This is a genomic window from Hymenobacter tenuis, assembly GCF_054780495.1.
On the sequence record NZ_BAAGWF010000001.1, the window covers coordinates 506,191 to 523,454 of the forward strand.

Below are 17,264 nucleotides of genomic sequence, written 5' to 3' on the forward strand. Positions count from 1 at the left end.
GTGACTCAAAACTACTGGCACTCTTCACCGCACTGCTAGCTTTTATCTCTACAGTCGTGCTTTCTGTTTGAACCGCTTTCCATTGTATCTGAAGCAATACCTAAAACCAAAAAAGCTGCCCCATCCAGATGGATAGGGCAGCTTTGGGTGGTAAGTCAACCGGTTGCCACAAAACACGAGGCTAGTAAAATCGGCTTGATAGGTTACGGCTGGGTGGTATTCTCGCGCACCAGCCCGCTGCTCAGGCGGCGCAGTACAATCTCAGCCTGTTTGGCCTGATACCGGATATCAAGCAGGCGCACTTCGGCGTCGAGCTGACTGCGCTGGGCTTCCCGCAACGCTAGGGGCGTCAGGAGCCCAAGGCGGTAGCGCTCCAGGGCAATGGCTACGTTTTCGCGGGCTAGCAATATGTTCGATTCTTCTAGCTCCAGTAGTTGCAGACGGTTCTGGTATTGGGCGTATGCCTGTTCGGCCTCGGCATCAAGCTGGAGTTGCGTTTGCTCGAGTTGGAGGCGACTTTGGTCGCCGGCAATGCGCGCATTCTGCTCCAGGCGGTTGCGGTTAAACCCATCGAAGATGGGCACCGTGGCTACTACCCCATAGTTGAGGCCATACGTGCGGCCCGTGTTGGTTACCAGCTGCGTACCGAAGAAGGCGGCGCCGTTGATGTTGCGGTTCAGGCCATACCCGGAGGTAAGCCCGATTTGCGGAAATCGCGACGCTCGAACCAAACGGCGGTCATAGTCGGCCACTTCAATGTTAGTGCGGGCCTGCTGCAACCGCGGGTTGTTTTGGCGCACCGCCTGCAGCACCGCTTCCCGCTCCAGGTCCTGCGCTACCACAATCGAGTCTTGGGGCTGAAAATCGAGGTTGGGGTTGCGACCCAGCAGGTTGTTGAGGTTGATTTTAGCCGTTTTCAGCGCTTCCTGCTGCTGAATGAGCACCGAGCGGTCGGCGTTGTAGTCCACGCGGGCCGTGAGCACCTCTACCTTGGCACTCACTCCTACATCTACCCGGGCCTGGGTTAAGTCAATGCGGGCCTGCCCAATTTTCAGGGCTTCCTCAATGGAGTTGATTTTGCCCGATTCCCGGACCACTACAAAATACGCGTCGGTGATGCTGGCTACCGTTTCCTCTACCGTAGCGCGCGTAAGCTGCCGCTGGCTTTGCTCCAGGGCCTTGAGGCGGTCGTAGGCAATGAACATCCCAAAGCCATCAAAAATGGTCCAGGTGGCGGTTACGTTGGTGTTTAGCAGGTTCGACTTGGCATTGTTAGCAATGCTAGGCTCGGGCCGGCTCGATGACTCCTGCCGCACATTGTTGCGGTTGAAGGTACGGGTAAGGTTGCCATTTACGGTGGGCAGCTGCCCGGCATTGCCGCGGGTTACGTTGTTCTCGGCAATGCGCACATCCTGCCTGGAAAGGCGAATGTCATAGTTGTTTTCAACTCCAATCCGGATAGCATCGGCCAGCGTCAGGAAGGGTGCCGAATTTACAGTTTCGGGCTTTTCTGTTTGGGGCTTGCTCTGCGGTGTAGTTGTCGGCTTACCAGAAGGCAGTACTGGCTGCTGCGCCAGCACGGCCAGGGGAGAGGCAGCTAACAGAAACGCTAAAACGAGGGGACGGCGCATGGAGGTAATCAAGGGCTGAAAGGAGCGCGGCGAACAAGAGGAATACATCAAAATTACGCTGCTACGGCTTTTTCTTCGGCTTCCGGCTGCTTGTGCTTATGCTTTTTAGCCGTGGCGAAATACGAGTACATCACGGGCACCACGTATAAGGTAAGTGCCGTGGCAAAAAACAAACCGCCTACTACCCCAATACCCATGGCCCGGCGGCTCAGGGCACCCGCACCCGACGCCACCGCAATTGGCAGAATACCCAGAATGGCGCACAACGACGTCATCAGAATCGGGCGGAAGCGAGCCGTGGCGCCTTCAATCAGGCCGGTCATGTAATCTTTGCCGTTCTCCACCTGTTGGTTGGCAAATTCCACAATCAAGATACCGTTCTTAGTTACTAGCCCTACCAGCATGATAATGCCAATCTGAGAGAACAGGTTAAGCGTCTGGTTGAAGTACCATAGGCTTAGCAACGCGCCAGAAAGCGCCAGCGGTACCGTCACCATGATGATAACCGGGTCGCGGAAGCTTTCAAACTGAGCCGCCAGCACCAGATAAATAAGTACTAGGGCCAAACCGAACGCAAACACCAACGACGAGGAGCTTTCCTGGAAGTCGCGGGAGGCGCCGGCCAGCTCTGTCGAGAAGGTATCGTCGAGGTTTTTGTCGGCAATGGCCTGCATGGCGGCAATACCGTCGCCGAGGGTACGGCCGGGGGCTAGCGAGGCCGAGAAGGTGGCCGAGTTGTAGCGGTTGAAGCGGTAGAGCTGCGGCGGGGTGCTGCTTTCCTCCAGCCGGATTACGTTATCTAGCTGAATCAGCTCGCCGTTGGCGTTTTTCACCGAAAGCAGGCGTACATCTAGGGGCTGGCTGCGGTCTTCGCGTGCTACCTGCCCAATAATCTGGTACTGCTTGCCTTCCCGGATAAAGTAGCCGTAGCGCTGCCCGCTCAGGCCCGACTGCAAGGTCTGGCTGATGCTCTGCACCGACACGCCTAGGCTTTGCGCCTTTTCGCGGTCGATGTTTACGCGCAGCTCGGGCTTGTTGAATTTCAGGTTTACGTCCACGAACTGGAACGTGGGGTCTTGGCGGGCAGCATCCAAAAACTTCGGTACCGCAGTGCGGAGCTTATCAAAGTCCTGGGTCTGGATTACGAACTGCACCGGCAAGCCACCGCCACCGCCACCAATACTCTGGTCTTGCGAAACCGAGGTGCGGGCCGCCGGTAGGCGCTTCACCCCTGCACTGAGCTTGTCGGAAATCTGCTGCTGGCCTACTTCCCGTTCGTCGGCGTCAAGCAGCAGCACCCGTGCAATACCGGAGTTAGAGCCTCCGCCAAAACCCGGCGAGGTCACGGCAAATACACTGCTCAGGTTTCGCTGGCCCGTCGAGTCCATAGCCAGCTGCGTGAGCTGGGTCATGTACTTATCCATAAACTCAAATGAGGCACCTTCCGGGCCGGTAGCATTCACGTTCACGCGGCTTCGGTCCTCAACGGGGGCTAGCTCAGAGGGAATCACTTTCATGAAATACCAGATGCCCACGCCGGTGCCTACTACCACCAGCCAGGCCAGCCAGCGGTTGCGCAGGAAGGTTTGCAGGCTGTCCTGGTAGCCGCCAATCATCTTCACGAAGAAGGGCTCGGTTTTGCGGTAAAACCAGTTGTGCTTTTCCTCGCGCTTCAGTAGCACTGAGCACATCATGGGCGTTAAGGTCAACGAGACGAAGGCCGAAATGAGTACCGAACCGGCTACCACAATGCCAAACTCGCGGAACAGGCGCCCCGTGATACCCGTCAGGAATACTACGGGTAGGAACACCGCCGCCAGTACCACCGTGGTACTGATTACGGCCATCAGAATCTCCTCAGAGCCTTTGATGGCAGCCGTTTTGGGGTCTTCGCCTTCCTCAATTCGCGAGTAGATGTTCTCCAGCACCACAATGGCGTCATCTACTACCAGACCAATGGCCAGCACAATGGCCAGGAGCGTGAGTACGTTGATGGAGAAGTTCATCAGGTACATCACGAAGAAGATACCCACCAACGACACCGGAATGGCTACCACCGGAATGATAGTAGAACGCCAGTCGCGCAGGAACAGGAAGATGATGATTACTACCAGCACGAAAGCCTCGATGATGGTGTGCTCTACTTCCGTGATAGACTTGCGAATGAACACCGAGTTATCGAAGCCCGGCTTTAGGACCAGGTCCTTAGGCAAATCTTTGCCATACAGCTCAATGCGCTTGTTAAACTCATCGGCAATGTCAATCTGGTTGGAGCCAGGCTGCGGAATTACGGCCAAACCCACCATCGGCACGCCATTTACCTTGAAGATGGTTTGGTCGTTTTCGGGGTAGAGTTCCGCGTAGCCAATGTCAGAAAGGCGTACTAGGGAGGCTTCGTCTTTGCGAATAATCAGGTTGTTGAAATCCTCGACGGTAGAAAGCCGACCCATGGTGCGCAAGGTCAGTTGGGTGGCTTCGCCCTGTACCGCGCCGCTAGGCAGCTCCACGTTTTCGCGGGTAAGGGCGGCCTGCACATCCACCGGCGATACGCCTAGGGCTGACAACTTCACCGGGTCAAGCCACAGGCGCATGGAGTACTTCCGCTCGCCATACACCCGGATTTCGGAAACGCCGGGAATAGTTTGGAGGCGCTCCTTTAGCGTATTGTTGGCAAAGTCCGTCAGCTCGAGCAAGGTGCGCTTGTTGCTGCTCATGTAGGTCATCACAATGGGCTGCGAGTCGGCGTTGGCCTTACTCACTACCGGCGGGTCGATATCACGCGGCAGGCGGCCCTGTGCCCCCGATACCTTGTCGCGCACGTCATTGGCGGCCGTTTCTAGGTCGGCGTCGAGGTCGAACTCTACGGTAATCTGGGTGCGGCCGTCGCGGCTGTTGGAGGTCAGGTTCTTGATGCCCTGGATGCCGTTGAGGGCTTCTTCCAACGGTTCCGTTACCTGGCCCTGCATAACATCGGCCGAGGCGCCGGTATAGGAAGCTGATACCGTGATGATGGGCGGGTCAACGCTCGGGTACTCCCGCACGCTGAGGTAGCGAAACCCAATCACCCCGAAAATCACGATGACCAGGCTCATCACAATGGCGAGCACGGGCCGGTTAATACTGGTGGAGGATAAGCTCATATTCGTACTATTATCTCGCAGGGTTGGATAGTGGTAAGGCAATGAATGCCCAAGCGGATAAGCCGGCGCTGCTTGCCAAGGCTTAGATTACCACAGCCAACTGCGTGGAATGTTACTTAGTGACCCGTACGGCGTCGCCGGGTTTAACCTGCAGAATACCAGTCCGGATAACCGAGTCGCCAACGGCTAGGCCATCCGTAATCTGAATCAGGCGGTCGGAGCGCACCCCAATCTTCACCTTCTTGGGTACCATTTTGCCGTTTTCCACCGTGTATACGCTATAGCCGGAAGCTTCCGGAATAACGGTTTCAGTGGGTACCTGCAAGGCTTCGGAGGTCTGGCCCAGCTGGAGGTTTACCTTCACGAAGGCGCCGGGGCGCAGTTCGTTTTGGGTGTTGGCGTAGCGGGCCCGCACGGTTTGGGTGCGGCTCACGGGGTCAATCTGAGGGTCGAGGGCGTACACCTTGGCCTCGTACTTCTTGTTGGAGGCTTCGTCGGTAATCGTGATGGGGTCGCCGGTGCGCACTAGGTTCGCAAAACGGCTGGGCACTGTGAAGTCGATTTTAACCGGTTTCACGCGCGAAAGAGTCGTGATTTCGGCGCCGGGGCTCACGTATGTGCCCACGGTTGCGGTAGTCAGGCCCAGCACGCCATCGAAAGGTGCCCGCACGTATGCTTTGGCCAGCGAAGCACGTAGCGTCGCCAAATCGGCCTGAGCCGTGAGCAGCTGGTTGTTGGCCTGCTCGTATTCCTGGGCGCTGATGTATTCTTTATCGAGCAGGGTTTTCTGGCGGCGCTCCTGGTCCCGAAACAACTTGATGTTGTACTCCTGCTTGCGCAGATTCGACTGAATCTCGTCGGCGTTGATGCTCAGCAGCAGCTGCCCTTTGCGCACCGGCTGGCCTTCCTTAATGTTGAGGCTGGTAATCTTGCCCGAAATTTCGCTTTTAATAACTACCGACTCCTCCGCCAGAATAGAGCCCGTAGCGGCTACTTCATCGGCAAGGTTGGTGGTTTTCACTACGTACACCTCTACCGGTAGCTTTTGTCCGCCGCCCTTGGCACCAGGGCCAGCGCCTCCGGCGGCACCTTTACCACCACCAGCTCCCCCTTTACCGCCGCCTTTTTCGGCCGTCTGGGAGGGGAAGTACGTTATTTTGATAAACGCCAGCGCCCCTACAATGGCTAACGCTACCAGCATCCAGATGATGCGGCGGCCGGTACTGCCAGAGCGGGTTTCGGTTACGTCTTGTTCGATGTGTTCTTGGGTTTGCATGTACCTCTAAGGAGTGGAACCTGGTTTAACGCAGCATCTGGGTGGGAAGTGCCACAGTCACAACGCGTACAAGTGGGTTTAGGTTAAGAAGAGGGGTAGGAGGCTTGTAGGCGGGGGTAAGACACAAAAAACGGGGCGAGGTTGCGCGAGGCACCTCGAGAACAAGGGCAAAGGCGGCAAAGCGGGCCGGGCTGTTTCGGCCGATACGTTGCGTCGTGTAGCTTTGTAACGCTAGCCCTTCCTGACTTCTAAACCGTATCGCCCTGCTGCATGTCTGTACCCCGCAACCCCACCGAAAAGCAGCGTAATTTCTTTCAGGAAGTACACGAAGTGGTGCGCCTAGTGCCGCAGGGCCGGGTCACAACGTATGGGGCCATTGCGCATTATCTGGGGGCTAGGCACGGCGCACGCATGGTAGGCTGGGCCATGATGGCCGCCCACACCGCCGAGGCGTACGTGCCTGCGCACCGGGTCATCAACCGCTTGGGGTTGCTCACCGGCAAGCTGCACTATGCCTCCTCAACGGCCATGCAAGAGGCGCTGGAAGCAGAAGGCATTCAGGTGCAGGATGACCAGGTGGTAGAATTCAAACGCCTGTTCTGGGACCCTTCCACAGAACTGGAATAAGCTGCCCGCAGAACGCCAAGCGTCTACGTACCTGTTTTACTAGGCCTTGAAGGCAGCCAAACCGATGTAAGCGGCTTGGCTCGCTCTGCCAAAACCATAACAAACGAAAAGGGCGCTTCTGGATGAAGCGCCCTTTTCAGTGAAAACCGGCAGCACACTAGTCAGCTCAGCCCATTCCGGCTGGAAGTTAGAATGAAATGGTAAGGGCAGAATGGGTAGATGAGCCAGTGTTAGGGGCAATGTTGATCACCGTCTGGATGGCCTTCAGCACCTCCTCGGGGCTAGCGTTTTTGAGCAGGTAGCCGTGCGCCCCTTCGGCCCGTAAAGAGTCAATCAGCTCAGGCTCATCGTGCATAGAGATGATGATGGTGCGCACCTGCGGATACTGGGCCCGTAGCAGCCGCACCGTCTGGAGGCCATCGAGTACGGGCATTTGCAGGTCCATCAGCACCACGTGCGGAATCGTGCCTTGGTCAAGGCGCTCTAGCAGCTCCTGCCCGTCGCCGGCCTCAAACACAACTTCCATCCCCGGAAAGCCGCTGATGAGCGCCCGTAAGCCTTTGCGAAATAAGATGTGGTCGTCGACTACGGCCAGTTGAATAGCAGGTGTGCTCATACTAAGGAAAGACTAGAGGGCTGATTGGTAGCGAGGTAGGGCAGGGGCAAGGTTACCCATACGCGGGTGCCCTGGCCGGGAGCAGACTCGTGGCGCAGCGTACCGCGCAGTACGGCCACGCGGCTTCGCAAATTGGTGAGCCCTAGGCCAGTACGGATGCCAGGCAAGGGAGGTTGATCGGCAAGAGTAGGGTCGAAGCCGACGCCGTTATCAGAATAGCACAGGGCCAGCGAGTCGGAGCCGAATTCTACCACAATCCGGATGTGGCCGGCGTGGGCGTGGCGCAGGCCGTTGCCCAGCAGCTCCTGCACCACGCGGTACACAATCAGCTCGTGCTTGGGCTCTAGGCGGCGTGGGGTGCCGTGCTGCTCTATTTCTACCTGCGTAGGGCCATCGGGCGGCATGGTGCGGGCCAGCGCCTCTAGGGCGAAGGGAAGCCCAAACTTCTGCAGGGCCGCGGGCAGCAGGTTGCGCGAGATGCGGCGCACTTCATTAATGGCCTGGTCTAGCAGAATAGTAGCTTCCTGGGTTAGATCAGGCTGGTTGAGCGTGTTGAGGTGAAGCTTGACAATAGCCAGCGTGGTGCCTACGCCATCGTGCAGGTCGCCGGCAATGCGGCGGCGCTCATCTTCCTGAGCCAGCAAAGCCGCTTCCAGTGCCTGTTGCTGCGACTCTTCCTGCATGGCCTGCATTTCCTGCTGTTGCTGAATCAGACGCCGTTGGTAGCGCACCACAAAGCCCACGATACCCAGCGCCAGCAGCAGCAGGATTGGCGTCACGAGGATTAAGGGAAGCAGTGCGTCGGGCATGGATGCGAGGCGGGCAGCAGATAGCTATATCAGGGGGCCAAGATACAGGGTTTACCTGACTAGATGGGCAGGTAATATTCGATATTGTGGAGGTTCCGTTGGGGGGCGCCACCCCACCCGAAACCGCAGCCAGCGCGGTAGCGCCCGCCTCGGGCGCACACCCAGCGGAAACAAGTTAATCAGGTAAATCAGCAGGCCCAACCGAATAGCGCGCAGAAACGGATACGGCAGCAAACTCAGGGTAGCAAAGGTGTGACTAGGCGTATACATTTTACTAAGTAAACTGAACTGCGGCAGCAGGGCATAACGCGGCAGATCCTGCGCTATAATCACAAGGGTGGTGCACGAATAATAAATGACTACCATACTGCTGAGCACAATTTCCGGGTTGTGTAGCGGGCGCAGGGTAGGGGTGGTAATAGCCAAACTCATCATGTGGCGTAAGGCTATAAACACCAGAAATGAATTTCCGATAAACCGACTGAGCGTATTAATATTCGTCACGAGGCCGTCAGTCCAGATCGCGCTGATAATAGCCGATACTATAAATAACAGCCACCCGATGATCAGGAGCTTTTTATCCTTTTTGGGCGAAAGATGCAGGTAAATAAGTGCTAAGCACGTAACGTCGCAGAGCGTTGAGAAATGAAACGTGGGTACATTGTTGCGGTGCATTCGGCTGCCATACACCCCTAGTACATACAGCAGCGCATCCCAAAATATATACCAGCGCAACGGGCGCAGGGCCGCCGGCAGCTGCGTATTGAACCCCCACAAAATACCTAGCAGAATAACACTGTCTCCTTTGCCTATCCGAATCAAAAGGTCAAAAAAAGACAGAAATGGAGTCATGCTACGTTAACCCAATGAGCTTGTTGGGTCACATACTACCGGGCATTTCTGCGAGCCATCTCCCACAATCCCATCGGCGTAGAGCGTGGCACCGGCCGCGGTTTGGCGCGGAATAATGTCGTACCCGTCTTTATCCACGCCAACGACCAGTAGTTGAGGCTCTTCCTTTTTCTGGCCATTCTCATCCTTTTTCTCTAGCCCCATGTAAAAGCGCAACCCCACGCAGCCCTCTTGCTGCTGAATACTAGCGAGCAGGTCATTGCCAAAGTAGTAAGCATTGATGCGCTTGCGGCCATTCGTTTCGGCATCCGTTAGGGGCTCGGCGCGGTAGTTGGCCGTCCATTCTTCCGCCGTGCCCAGCGCAATAGGAGCGCCAGCGGTGGGGTTAAAGCCAGGTAGTGGTTCGTTGAATTCCATGGGATAAGGCGTTGTCAGAAAGCGTATTAAATACTAGGGTAGTGCCAGTATCTGAACAGGCTTAAAGGTTGCTTTTTTCTTGGCTACATAAAAAGCGTAAGTGAAAAAAGCCGCCATAATCATCAGCATAATACTATTGAGGGCGAACAGTAGAATGATGCTGTTTACATCATTGGTGCTGATGTAAGTATTGCTGATGATGTACACCGAAACGGTTCCGTTCAGGTACAGGATGATACCAATGCCTGCAATAATTAACGGTTGCTCCAGCAGGCTTTCCGATGAAGACGTTCTGAACTTTTTGTCTAGGAACAGCAGCACTAGGCAAATACCAATGAAGCTTTCTAGCACGATGGTATAAGAGTTCAGCTGCTCTAGTCCTTCCCAGATCAAGGTATCAAGGAGTGCAAAAATCAGGAAGGAAGCCAGTATCAGTGTAAACCAGCGGACTGGGAACTTGAGCACGTGGCGAAAGGCCGCTAAGTAGAAGATGGTTTCGCCAACGCTGCATAAGTGCGCAATGATCATGTTCTGGTGCCAGAGGTAGGCAGCCAACCGCAACAGCACAAACATCAGGACCATAAAGCCGGCAAGGCTGCCCAGAATGCGCAACGGCGCCGACAGGTGTTTCCACCACATCAGCGCCGCTACAAACGGAATTAGCATGCTCGCATACGCAACTGGCTCTGAGTAGTCAGCCAATCGCAAAATCAAGGAAGATGAGTCAAGATTTTCCAGAGTGGCTTAGCTGTTAAGCGTATTTTCGGTGCTGCAATAAGGCGGGCAAGGCTTGCCAGGGCCAACGGTACCGGCATCGGTGGCGGCCATCATCGGGCTTTCCTCGGTTGTGTCCAGCGCCGCAAAGCTCTGAGCAGCTGGCAGCGGAGTTTCCAGCAAATCGTTGTCCTGAGCATCAATCCCGACCATAATCAGGCGCCGGTCGTTTTGCTCGTCGCGGCCATAGTACACGCGTACTCCTTCGCAGTTGGGTTGTGCCAGAATAGCCTCCAAAGTAGCACGCGAAAAGATGTGGCCTTTCACCCGGCCATCGTGCTGCTCCCGGTACCGGCGGGTCCAGTCGCTGGCTTGGTCAAGTGTAAATGAGTTGTTAAGCGTATCAGAAGTAGGCATGCAACAGGGTACTAGGTGTGTGAAAAAGAGAAGATCGTGAAACTCAAATATACAGGATCAGACACCTAGGGCAAGCGGCATATTTCGGCTATACTTCGTCCTCGTCTTCTTCCTCTAGGTTTTCGAACACCTGATCAATGGCCGACTCGGCGGAGCGAAGCTTTTGCTTGCACAGCCGGATCAGTTCGGCGGAGCGCTGCACGCGGGCCGTGAGGTCATCTACATCTACGGCGTCGGTTTCAAGAGCACGCAGGATGGTTTCAAGCTCTTCAATGGCCTGGCGGTAGGTAAGGTTTTGGGGCGACATGCTAAGGAACTACTAGGGAAGAAATAAGGGCAACTGGCCGCCAATGCGGGCCGGTACCACGGCATCGGGCAGGCGCAAGAGGATTTCCTGGCCCGGCCGGAAGGGGCCTTTAAACGGCTGGCCTTTGGGCGTAAGCAACCGCACGGTGCCGGCTGCTGGTTGGGTTGAAAGCTGCGCCAAGCGTAGCTCCGCGCGGTGCAACAGACGGGTGGCGGCCAACTGCAACTCGTAGCGGTGCACGAGCAGCCGCTCGCAGCGCCGGTGATGCAGGCGCCGGAAGTGTCGGGCCAGTATGCGGCTGCGTTTGCGGAGGCCTTGCTCGTGATGGCGCAGGCTGGTGCGGGCGGCCCGGTGCAGCTGGTGCCGCTTCCGGATGAGTAGGTGCTCCTGCTGGCGCAGCTGGGCGCGCGGTGTAGTAGCTGCCAGCCGGATGCGCTGGTGCAGGGTCTCGCGCTGGTCCTGGAGCTGGGCCTGGGCTGCTAGGTGGGCGTGGCGCAGCAACCGGTTCAGGCGGCTGGCTTCCAGTTGCACCCTAGCCTGCGCCAATTCCCGAATGCGGCCACCGTAGCCTTCTAGTGCTGCTTCTAGCCGGGCGAGGCGCTCAATCAGGAAAGCAGCTACGGCCGTAGGCGTTTTCAGGGCTGTGTGGGCCGTAAGATCTACCACGGCTTCGTCCCGCTCGTGACCAATACCTGTTATGATAGGCAGCGGGAAGGAGCCCACCGCCGCCGAAAGGCCGTAATCATCGAAGGCCAGCAAATCGGTTTTGGAGCCCCCGCCTCGGATTATCACCACGGCATCATACTCCTGACGGCGCTGCCGGATGGCCTCCAGCGCGGCAATGATACTGGTGGGCGCGTCATCGCCCTGCATAAGAGCGGGGAAGAGCGTGAGGTCAAAATTGTAGGGCGCTTCTTGCAGCTGCTGCACGAAATCCTGCCAGCCGGCGGCCGTGGGCGAGGAAATAACGGCCACGCGCTGCACCCCAATGGGCAAGGTCAGGCGCTTCTGGCGCTCCAGCAAATCCTGAGCCTCCAGCTTGCGCAGCGTTTCCAGCCGCAGCCGGGCCAGGTCGCCAACGGTATAGGTCGGGTCAAGGGCTAGTACATCGAGGCTAAGGCCAAACTGCTCATGAAACTTCACCTGCACGCGCAGCATCACCTTCAGGCCAATGCGCAACGAAAGGCCAGTGTGTTCCTCAAACACCGGCGCCAACTGCTGAAACCGCTGGCTCCAGATGGTGGCCCGGGCTTGCGCTTTGAGCTGGGCGCCGCGGCCGGTAGTATGTTGGTCGGTGAGGGTGAGGTAGCAGTGGGCGCCATCGTAGCGCGGCAACGTGAGGTCGGCAATTTCGGCTACTACCCAGTACGAGTCGGCAAACCGCTCGGTAAGCGTCTGGCGCACGCGGGCCAGCAGCTCGCTGAGCGGCAGGGCAGCAGGCGGCAACGAGGGCGAAGCAGCAGACAAAGGCCTGGTTTCAGGCCGGCGGTTATACAAAGGCATCAGATGCGCAAGTTACGCAGAAGGGGAATGAGCGAATGAAATTATAAGGCAAGAGAGTAGCCCTTCAAAAAAGGATAAACAGGCGTAAGGACGCTGCCTCTGGATACTGTAACACCACAGTTCCGCTTTGGTGCAAGAGGTACCCTAGTAAAGCGGCTTTCCTGCTTCGGAAGGCCTAGCGAAACCAACTGCTTCCTGCGCTTCTGCCTCCATATGCTCGTTAGGCCACGGACTACGGTTCGAAATCGACCTTGTGTTGGGCGGGATGGAGAGGTGCAGCCCGGAATTTCTTTTACCTTGCTTTCTACATTCCACCTCCATTCCTCAGTTTTATGAAAAAACGCAATAACCTGACGCTGGCAGCAGTTGCGGCGGCGGGTCTTTCGCTGGCTGGCTGCGCTTCCAGCAAGCCAGCAGCGCCTACGGCGGCGGCCGCTTCTGCCCCCACCGAAACGGCTCCGGTCGCCGCTGCCGATCCGAAAGGCACCGGACTCAACGTCGCCAACATTGATAAATCGGTTAATCCCTGCGACGACTTCTTCCAGTACGCTTCCGGTAATTGGCTGAAAAACAACCCTATTCCAGCTTCAGAGGTGCGGTGGGGCTCGTTTAATGAGCTAGCCGACAAGAACAACGCCGTGATGCGCCAGATTTTGGACGAAGCCGCGGCGAACACGGGCGCCGCCAAAGGGTCCAACGCGCAGAAAGTAGGCGACTACTTTGGCTCTGCCATGGACTCGATGGCTATCGAAAAAGCCGGCCTGAAATACCTGCAGCCGGAGCTGGCGCGCATCAACGGCATCAAAGACCTGAAAGGGCTGCAAAGCGAAATTGCTCGCTCGCAGCGTATCCGGACGGGTGCCTTCTTCACGGGTTATGTAGGCCAAGATGATAAAGTGAGCACGCAATACGCTGTGCAGCTTTTCCAGGGCGGCCTGAGCCTGCCCGACCGGGATTATTATCTGAAAGACGACGCCCGCTCGAAAGGCATTCGCTCCGCATACAATACGTATCTCGTCAACACCTTCAAGATGTTGGGCGAGAATGAGGCTACGGCGGCCAAAAATGCGGCGACCATCATGCGTATCGAAACGCGCCTGGCCAAAGCCAGCAAGAGCCGCGTTGATCTGCGCGACCCCTACGCCAACTATAACAAGATGAGCGTAGCGGAAGCCAACAAGCAGTTCCCAAACTTGGGTCTGTCGGCGATGCTGCCGCAATTGGGCCTAGGCTCGGCTAAAGAGGTAATCATTGGTCAGCCAGCTTTCTTCAAGGAAGTAAGCACCATGCTGAAGGCTGAGCCACTGGCTGATCTGAAAACCTATATGCGCTGGCACGAGGTAACGTCGCTGTCATCGGCGCTACCCAAGGCGTTTGCTGATGAGTCGTTCCGGTTCCAGCAAGTGCTGAGCGGTGCCAAGCAGCAGCAGCCTCGTTGGAAGCGCATGCTGCGCTCAACCGACGGTGCGCTGGGCGAGGCGTTCGGCCAGATCTATGTGGAGAAGGCCTTCACGCCGGATACCAAGCGCAAAGCGCAGGAGATGGTGACCAACATCAAGGAGGCCATGGGTGAGCACATCCAAGGGCTGGAATGGATGAGCCCGGCCACCAAAGCCGAAGCGCAGAAAAAGCTAGCCGCCTTCACCGTAAAAATCGGCTACCCCGACAAGTGGAAGGACTATTCAGCTCTGAACATCTCGCGTGAGTCGTACCTGAAAAACGTGCTGGCCGCCCGCGAATGGGGCTTCAAAGACAACGTGAGCAAATTCGGTAAGCCCATTGACCGCCAGGAGTGGGGCATGACGCCACCCACGGTGAATGCCTACTACAACCCGTCGATGAACGAAATTGTGTTCCCGGCCGGTATCATGCAGCCTCCATTCTTTGATCCCAACGCCGATGACGCCGTGAACTACGGCGGTATGGGTGCCGTAATCGGCCACGAAATCACGCACGGCTTCGATGACCAGGGCCGCCAGTACGATGCCGAAGGCAACCTGCGCGACTGGTGGACTAAGGAAGACGCCGCCAAGTTTGAGCAGCGTGCCGATATGGTGGGCAAGCAATACTCCGCTTTCTCGCCCCTCGACTCGGTGTTTGTGAACGGCAAGCTGACCATGGGCGAAAACCTAGCTGACCTTGGTGGCCTAAGCGTGGCGTACACCGCCCTGCAGAAGCAGCTGAAAAAGCAGTACCCCAATGGCCAGGCGCCGAAGTTCGATGGCTTGACGCCAGAGCAGCGCTTCTTCCTGGCGTGGGCGCAAGTATGGCGCACCAACGCCCGCCCCGAGTATCTGCGTCAGCAGGTCATGACGGATCCGCACTCCCCGGCTCAGTTCCGCACCAGCGGCCCGCTCATGAACATGCCGCAGTTCTACGAAGCCTTTGGCTGCAAAGAAGATGCGAAAATGGTTCGGGCTCAGGCTGAACGCGCCAAAATCTGGTAGTCGTACTAACCTGACTTAGTTAAAAGGCGGTCTGCACCTAGTGCAGACCGCCTTTTTTTATGACGAGGAATGTACTCTGAAATGATAGTCTCGTATTGTACCGGCATGAAGCACCTGTTTTGCGCCGGCCTGACCTTGCTGTTCAGTGCCACCCTAGTAAGTAGCTGTAGCCACGCGCCCACTACCGCCGACCTGCGCGAGCAGGTGCAAAACCCCAAGGTGGGCGACGTATACGTGGTGTGGTTTCAGCCGCAGGGTAACCCCCAGCAACGCTACTACTTTTACCGGGTAGCAGCTGTGCGCCCCGCCGACATTGACTTGCACCCGGCTCGCCAAGACGCAGCTGACTCATTGGCTGATGTAAGTGCACCCAATTTCTTCGCCGAAAAGCCCCTTGTCTATACCCGGCCTGAGGCGCTAGAGCTGCTGTATGAGCAACCCGGGGACGTGCAGCACTCCCGGTTAGTACTGGTGCGGCGGTAGGTAGGCAGTGCGTTTACTAGGTATCGGTTCAAGTGAAACCGGTAGCGGGTGGTTTCAGCTACGTAGCAACCTAGTCAAGGACTTTGATTTTGATATGTACGTCGTTAGTGGGCCAACTGTCGGTGCCGACGGGCTCGTTGGCAATTTTATCAATCACCTCGAAACCTTCCACTACCTCGCCGAATACCGTGTACTGCCCATCGAGGCTGGGAGTGCCGCCTTGGGTGGCGTAGGTTTTAAGCTGTTCGGGGGTAAGCTGTCGGCCGGCTGTAGCCTGGGCCTGAGCCGGCGTCAGCTTCTGGCCCTGCACAATATAAAAGTCGTTGTTGGAGGATAGCCGGCCCGGGTTTTCCTTTTCATCGTAGCGAGCCATACCCAAGGCGCCGCGTTTGTTATAGTGGTTGGGCCGTATTTCGGGTGGCAAGTGGAAGTCGCGCATCCGGATGGTGCGGAAGTCGGAGGTGCCGCCCTGGATGGCAAACCCTTTTACCACTCTGTTGAACACCGTTTCATCAAACACGCCCTTCCGGCTCAGCAGCAGAAAATTAGCGGTATGTAGGGGCGTATCGTCGTAGAGGCGGATGCGCATGTTGCCGTGGCGCGTTTGCAGCAGTACCTCGCGGGCCGGATACTGACGGCCATACTCCGTAAGCACAGCTACTGCGTTCGAGTCAGAGATACTCATCAGGTCCGGACCCGGTACCTCTGGTTTAGCAGGGGTTTCAGTAACTGCTTCCTTGGGTGACGTACGGTTGCAAGCCCCCAAGGAGGTAGCGCCGGTAAGTATGGCGGCCATCAGCCAGCCGGAAAGGGAAAGATGCTGAGGCATAAAGCAGACGCGTCGGTTAGTCAAGCGCAATGATACTACCCTACAAGCAAAGGGCCTCACTTAGTCAATGGCAACCGAAAAAACGCTACCCCAGCCAAAAGCCCGAACCGCCGCTATAAAACGACAATTCGGGCCTTTGTATGGTAACTTAAAATACTAGCTGACTACTTATAACTTGATGCCCATCTTCTTGGCGATGTCGGCAAACATCTGGGGGTCGTAATCGTCGGCGCCAGGTGAGTTTAGCTGAGGTTCCTCGGCAAGCTCGGGGTAGGGGACACCCTCAAAACCACCCTGGATTAGCTCCAGCGGCTGGCCATCCTCGGGGTGGGTACCGTTCCAGATAATGCCGGCCTGCTTGTAGTCATCGGGGCTGAAGGTGTAGAGCTTCAGGTGTAACTTCTGCTCATCCTGCAGCTTTTTAGCTTCCGGGAAAGCATCGTTGCTGAGCTCAGGCACGGGTACCAGCTTGCTTACTTCCACGCCTGTTAGTTTTTCTAGCGCTTTAGCATACGCTACCACGTGCAACCCGCCACGCACCAGCAGGTAGCCTACCATGGTACGAGCCGTGGGGTCAGATACCATTTCGTACACCCGCATTTTGTTGGCGCGGGCTCCGCACTCCAGGAAAAAGTTATGCAGCAGATCCAGCTTCAGGTTGCCGCTGGCGTGCACATACTGGCCAGTCCAGGGGTTGCCCATCGAGTCGAAGGGCACGGCGGCTTGGGCGCTGCTCAGGAAATGGTAGCTGTTGCGAGCATCCTTCATGTCGCCTAGTGGGGCCGGCACGGGGTCTTTGCCGCGGGGCGTTTGGCCCGTAAGAAGCAGGTTAATAGCGTAGGATACGGCCTCAATGTGGCTGTATTCTTCCGCCGCAATACTGCACGTCAGATCATAGAATGGCCGCAGCCGATTACGCCCCCGGAAGTTGAACGACTGGAACGTGTAGTTCATCAGCGTCGACATTTCACCGTATTTCCCACCTAGCAGCTCCTGAATGGCGGCGGCATCGTTAGGAGAAGGGTTTTTGGGTTTGGGCAGCTCCACGGCCAGCCGGTCATACCGTAAGATCATAACGCGTATTGTTGAGGTTAAACATATAGCTGTCGGCCAATTGCCTCAGCTCACCTCCTCGAATATAACGAGGGGCACCCCGCTTCGTTAACAAATGCCCAAATGTTAAACGATGTTATTTA

Annotated in this window: 16 protein-coding genes; 3 read left to right on the forward strand and 13 right to left on the reverse strand. The window is 56.8% G+C overall.

What is annotated here, in order from left to right; translation table 11 throughout:
• Nucleotides 1–203: 203 nt before the first annotated feature.
• The 3 genes from ACYVGU_RS02250 to ACYVGU_RS02260 all read right to left on the reverse strand — a co-directional run bounded on the left by ACYVGU_RS02250 (nucleotide 204) and on the right by ACYVGU_RS02260 (nucleotide 6,047).
• Complete coding sequence (locus ACYVGU_RS02250; protein ID WP_460620732.1) at nucleotides 204–1,631, reverse strand: TolC family protein; 1,428 nt, start codon at nucleotides 1,629–1,631, stop codon at nucleotides 204–206.
• Nucleotides 1,632–1,684: 53 nt separating this feature from the next.
• Nucleotides 1,685–4,771 (reverse strand): efflux RND transporter permease subunit, encoded by a 3,087-nt coding sequence (locus ACYVGU_RS02255; RefSeq protein ID WP_460612685.1) that lies wholly within the window; start codon nucleotides 4,769–4,771, stop codon nucleotides 1,685–1,687.
• 112 nt (nucleotides 4,772–4,883) lie between these two features.
• Nucleotides 4,884–6,047 (reverse strand): efflux RND transporter periplasmic adaptor subunit, encoded by a 1,164-nt coding sequence (locus tag ACYVGU_RS02260; RefSeq protein WP_460620733.1) that lies wholly within the window; start codon nucleotides 6,045–6,047, stop codon nucleotides 4,884–4,886.
• Between the two features lie 270 nt (nucleotides 6,048–6,317).
• On the opposite strand from ACYVGU_RS02260, the gene ACYVGU_RS02265 reads away from it, so the two are divergent.
• Nucleotides 6,318–6,674 (forward strand): MGMT family protein, encoded by a 357-nt coding sequence (locus ACYVGU_RS02265; protein WP_460620734.1) that lies wholly within the window; start codon nucleotides 6,318–6,320, stop codon nucleotides 6,672–6,674.
• 187 nt (nucleotides 6,675–6,861) lie between these two features.
• Here ACYVGU_RS02265 and ACYVGU_RS02270 read toward each other — a convergent pair whose 3' ends face one another.
• The 8 genes from ACYVGU_RS02270 to xseA all read right to left on the reverse strand — a co-directional run bounded on the left by ACYVGU_RS02270 (nucleotide 6,862) and on the right by xseA (nucleotide 12,309).
• The gene (locus ACYVGU_RS02270; RefSeq protein ID WP_460620735.1) at nucleotides 6,862–7,290 is read right to left on the reverse strand and encodes a response regulator; all 429 of its coding nucleotides are present in this window, start codon (nucleotides 7,288–7,290) and stop codon (nucleotides 6,862–6,864) included.
• Nucleotides 7,287–8,099: a sensor histidine kinase gene (locus ACYVGU_RS02275; protein ID WP_460612681.1), complete on the reverse strand. Its 813-nt coding sequence runs from the start codon at nucleotides 8,097–8,099 to the stop codon at nucleotides 7,287–7,289. The genes ACYVGU_RS02270 and ACYVGU_RS02275 overlap by 4 nt, the downstream gene beginning before the upstream one ends.
• 51 nt (nucleotides 8,100–8,150) lie before the next feature.
• Nucleotides 8,151–8,951, reverse strand: a complete 801-nt coding sequence (locus ACYVGU_RS02280) for a hypothetical protein (RefSeq protein ID WP_460620736.1) — start codon at nucleotides 8,949–8,951, stop codon at nucleotides 8,151–8,153.
• Nucleotides 8,952–8,957: 6 nt separating this feature from the next.
• Nucleotides 8,958–9,368, reverse strand: coding sequence for a hypothetical protein (locus ACYVGU_RS02285; RefSeq protein ID WP_460620737.1), 411 nt, complete (start codon nucleotides 9,366–9,368; stop codon nucleotides 8,958–8,960).
• Between the two features lie 33 nt (nucleotides 9,369–9,401).
• Entirely contained in the window at nucleotides 9,402–10,034 is a 633-nt protein-coding gene (locus ACYVGU_RS02290; RefSeq protein WP_460620738.1) for a hypothetical protein, read from the reverse strand.
• 78 nt (nucleotides 10,035–10,112) lie between these two features.
• On the reverse strand, nucleotides 10,113–10,499 hold the full coding sequence (locus tag ACYVGU_RS02295; RefSeq protein ID WP_460612677.1) for a hypothetical protein: 387 nt from the start codon (nucleotides 10,497–10,499) through the stop codon (nucleotides 10,113–10,115).
• An 88-nt stretch (nucleotides 10,500–10,587) separates the two neighbouring features.
• A complete protein-coding gene (xseB, locus tag ACYVGU_RS02300) occupies nucleotides 10,588–10,806 on the reverse strand; it encodes an exodeoxyribonuclease VII small subunit (RefSeq protein WP_460612676.1) in 219 nt (72 codons plus the stop codon).
• A gap of 12 nt (nucleotides 10,807–10,818) precedes the next feature.
• Nucleotides 10,819–12,309 carry an exodeoxyribonuclease VII large subunit gene (xseA, locus tag ACYVGU_RS02305; protein ID WP_460620739.1) on the reverse strand — a complete coding sequence of 497 codons (1,491 nt, stop codon included), beginning with the start codon at nucleotides 12,307–12,309 and terminating at the stop codon, nucleotides 10,819–10,821.
• Between the two features lie 332 nt (nucleotides 12,310–12,641).
• On the opposite strand from xseA, the gene ACYVGU_RS02310 reads away from it, so the two are divergent.
• Both ACYVGU_RS02310 and ACYVGU_RS02315 read left to right on the forward strand, forming a co-directional pair.
• Complete coding sequence (locus ACYVGU_RS02310) at nucleotides 12,642–14,756, forward strand: M13 family metallopeptidase (protein WP_460620740.1); 2,115 nt, start codon at nucleotides 12,642–12,644, stop codon at nucleotides 14,754–14,756.
• 105 nt (nucleotides 14,757–14,861) lie between these two features.
• Nucleotides 14,862–15,239: a hypothetical protein gene (locus ACYVGU_RS02315; protein WP_460620741.1), complete on the forward strand. Its 378-nt coding sequence runs from the start codon at nucleotides 14,862–14,864 to the stop codon at nucleotides 15,237–15,239.
• A 70-nt stretch (nucleotides 15,240–15,309) separates the two neighbouring features.
• Here the strand turns inward: ACYVGU_RS02315 and ACYVGU_RS02320 are convergent, their stop codons facing one another.
• Nucleotides 15,310–16,068: a peptidylprolyl isomerase gene (locus tag ACYVGU_RS02320; protein ID WP_460620742.1), complete on the reverse strand. Its 759-nt coding sequence runs from the start codon at nucleotides 16,066–16,068 to the stop codon at nucleotides 15,310–15,312.
• Nucleotides 16,069–16,236: 168 nt separating this feature from the next.
• On the reverse strand, nucleotides 16,237–17,142 hold the full coding sequence (locus ACYVGU_RS02325; protein WP_460612671.1) for a manganese catalase family protein: 906 nt from the start codon (nucleotides 17,140–17,142) through the stop codon (nucleotides 16,237–16,239).
• Nucleotides 17,143–17,264 lie beyond the last annotated feature (122 nt).

What these genes read in the sequence shown, in the direction of transcription:
- ACYVGU_RS02250 (WP_460620732.1), bottom strand. Translation starts at nt 1,631, where the DNA reads ATGCGCCGTCCCCTCGTTTTAGCGTTTCTGTTAGCTGCCTCTCCCCTG.
- ACYVGU_RS02255 (WP_460612685.1), bottom strand. Translation starts at nt 4,771, where the DNA reads ATGAGCTTATCCTCCACCAGTATTAACCGGCCCGTGCTCGCCATTGTG.
- ACYVGU_RS02260 (WP_460620733.1), bottom strand. Translation starts at nt 6,047, where the DNA reads ATGCAAACCCAAGAACACATCGAACAAGACGTAACCGAAACCCGCTCT.
- ACYVGU_RS02265 (WP_460620734.1), top strand. Translation starts at nt 6,318, where the DNA reads ATGTCTGTACCCCGCAACCCCACCGAAAAGCAGCGTAATTTCTTTCAG.
- ACYVGU_RS02270 (WP_460620735.1), bottom strand. Translation starts at nt 7,290, where the DNA reads ATGAGCACACCTGCTATTCAACTGGCCGTAGTCGACGACCACATCTTA.
- ACYVGU_RS02275 (WP_460612681.1), bottom strand. Translation starts at nt 8,099, where the DNA reads ATGCCCGACGCACTGCTTCCCTTAATCCTCGTGACGCCAATCCTGCTG.
- ACYVGU_RS02280 (WP_460620736.1), bottom strand. Translation starts at nt 8,951, where the DNA reads ATGACTCCATTTCTGTCTTTTTTTGACCTTTTGATTCGGATAGGCAAA.
- ACYVGU_RS02285 (WP_460620737.1), bottom strand. Translation starts at nt 9,368, where the DNA reads ATGGAATTCAACGAACCACTACCTGGCTTTAACCCCACCGCTGGCGCT.
- ACYVGU_RS02290 (WP_460620738.1), bottom strand. Translation starts at nt 10,034, where the DNA reads ATGCTAATTCCGTTTGTAGCGGCGCTGATGTGGTGGAAACACCTGTCG.
- ACYVGU_RS02295 (WP_460612677.1), bottom strand. Translation starts at nt 10,499, where the DNA reads ATGCCTACTTCTGATACGCTTAACAACTCATTTACACTTGACCAAGCC.
- xseB (WP_460612676.1), bottom strand. Translation starts at nt 10,806, where the DNA reads ATGTCGCCCCAAAACCTTACCTACCGCCAGGCCATTGAAGAGCTTGAA.
- xseA (WP_460620739.1), bottom strand. Translation starts at nt 12,309, where the DNA reads ATGCCTTTGTATAACCGCCGGCCTGAAACCAGGCCTTTGTCTGCTGCT.
- ACYVGU_RS02310 (WP_460620740.1), top strand. Translation starts at nt 12,642, where the DNA reads ATGAAAAAACGCAATAACCTGACGCTGGCAGCAGTTGCGGCGGCGGGT.
- ACYVGU_RS02315 (WP_460620741.1), top strand. Translation starts at nt 14,862, where the DNA reads ATGAAGCACCTGTTTTGCGCCGGCCTGACCTTGCTGTTCAGTGCCACC.
- ACYVGU_RS02320 (WP_460620742.1), bottom strand. Translation starts at nt 16,068, where the DNA reads ATGCCTCAGCATCTTTCCCTTTCCGGCTGGCTGATGGCCGCCATACTT.
- ACYVGU_RS02325 (WP_460612671.1), bottom strand. Translation starts at nt 17,142, where the DNA reads ATGATCTTACGGTATGACCGGCTGGCCGTGGAGCTGCCCAAACCCAAA.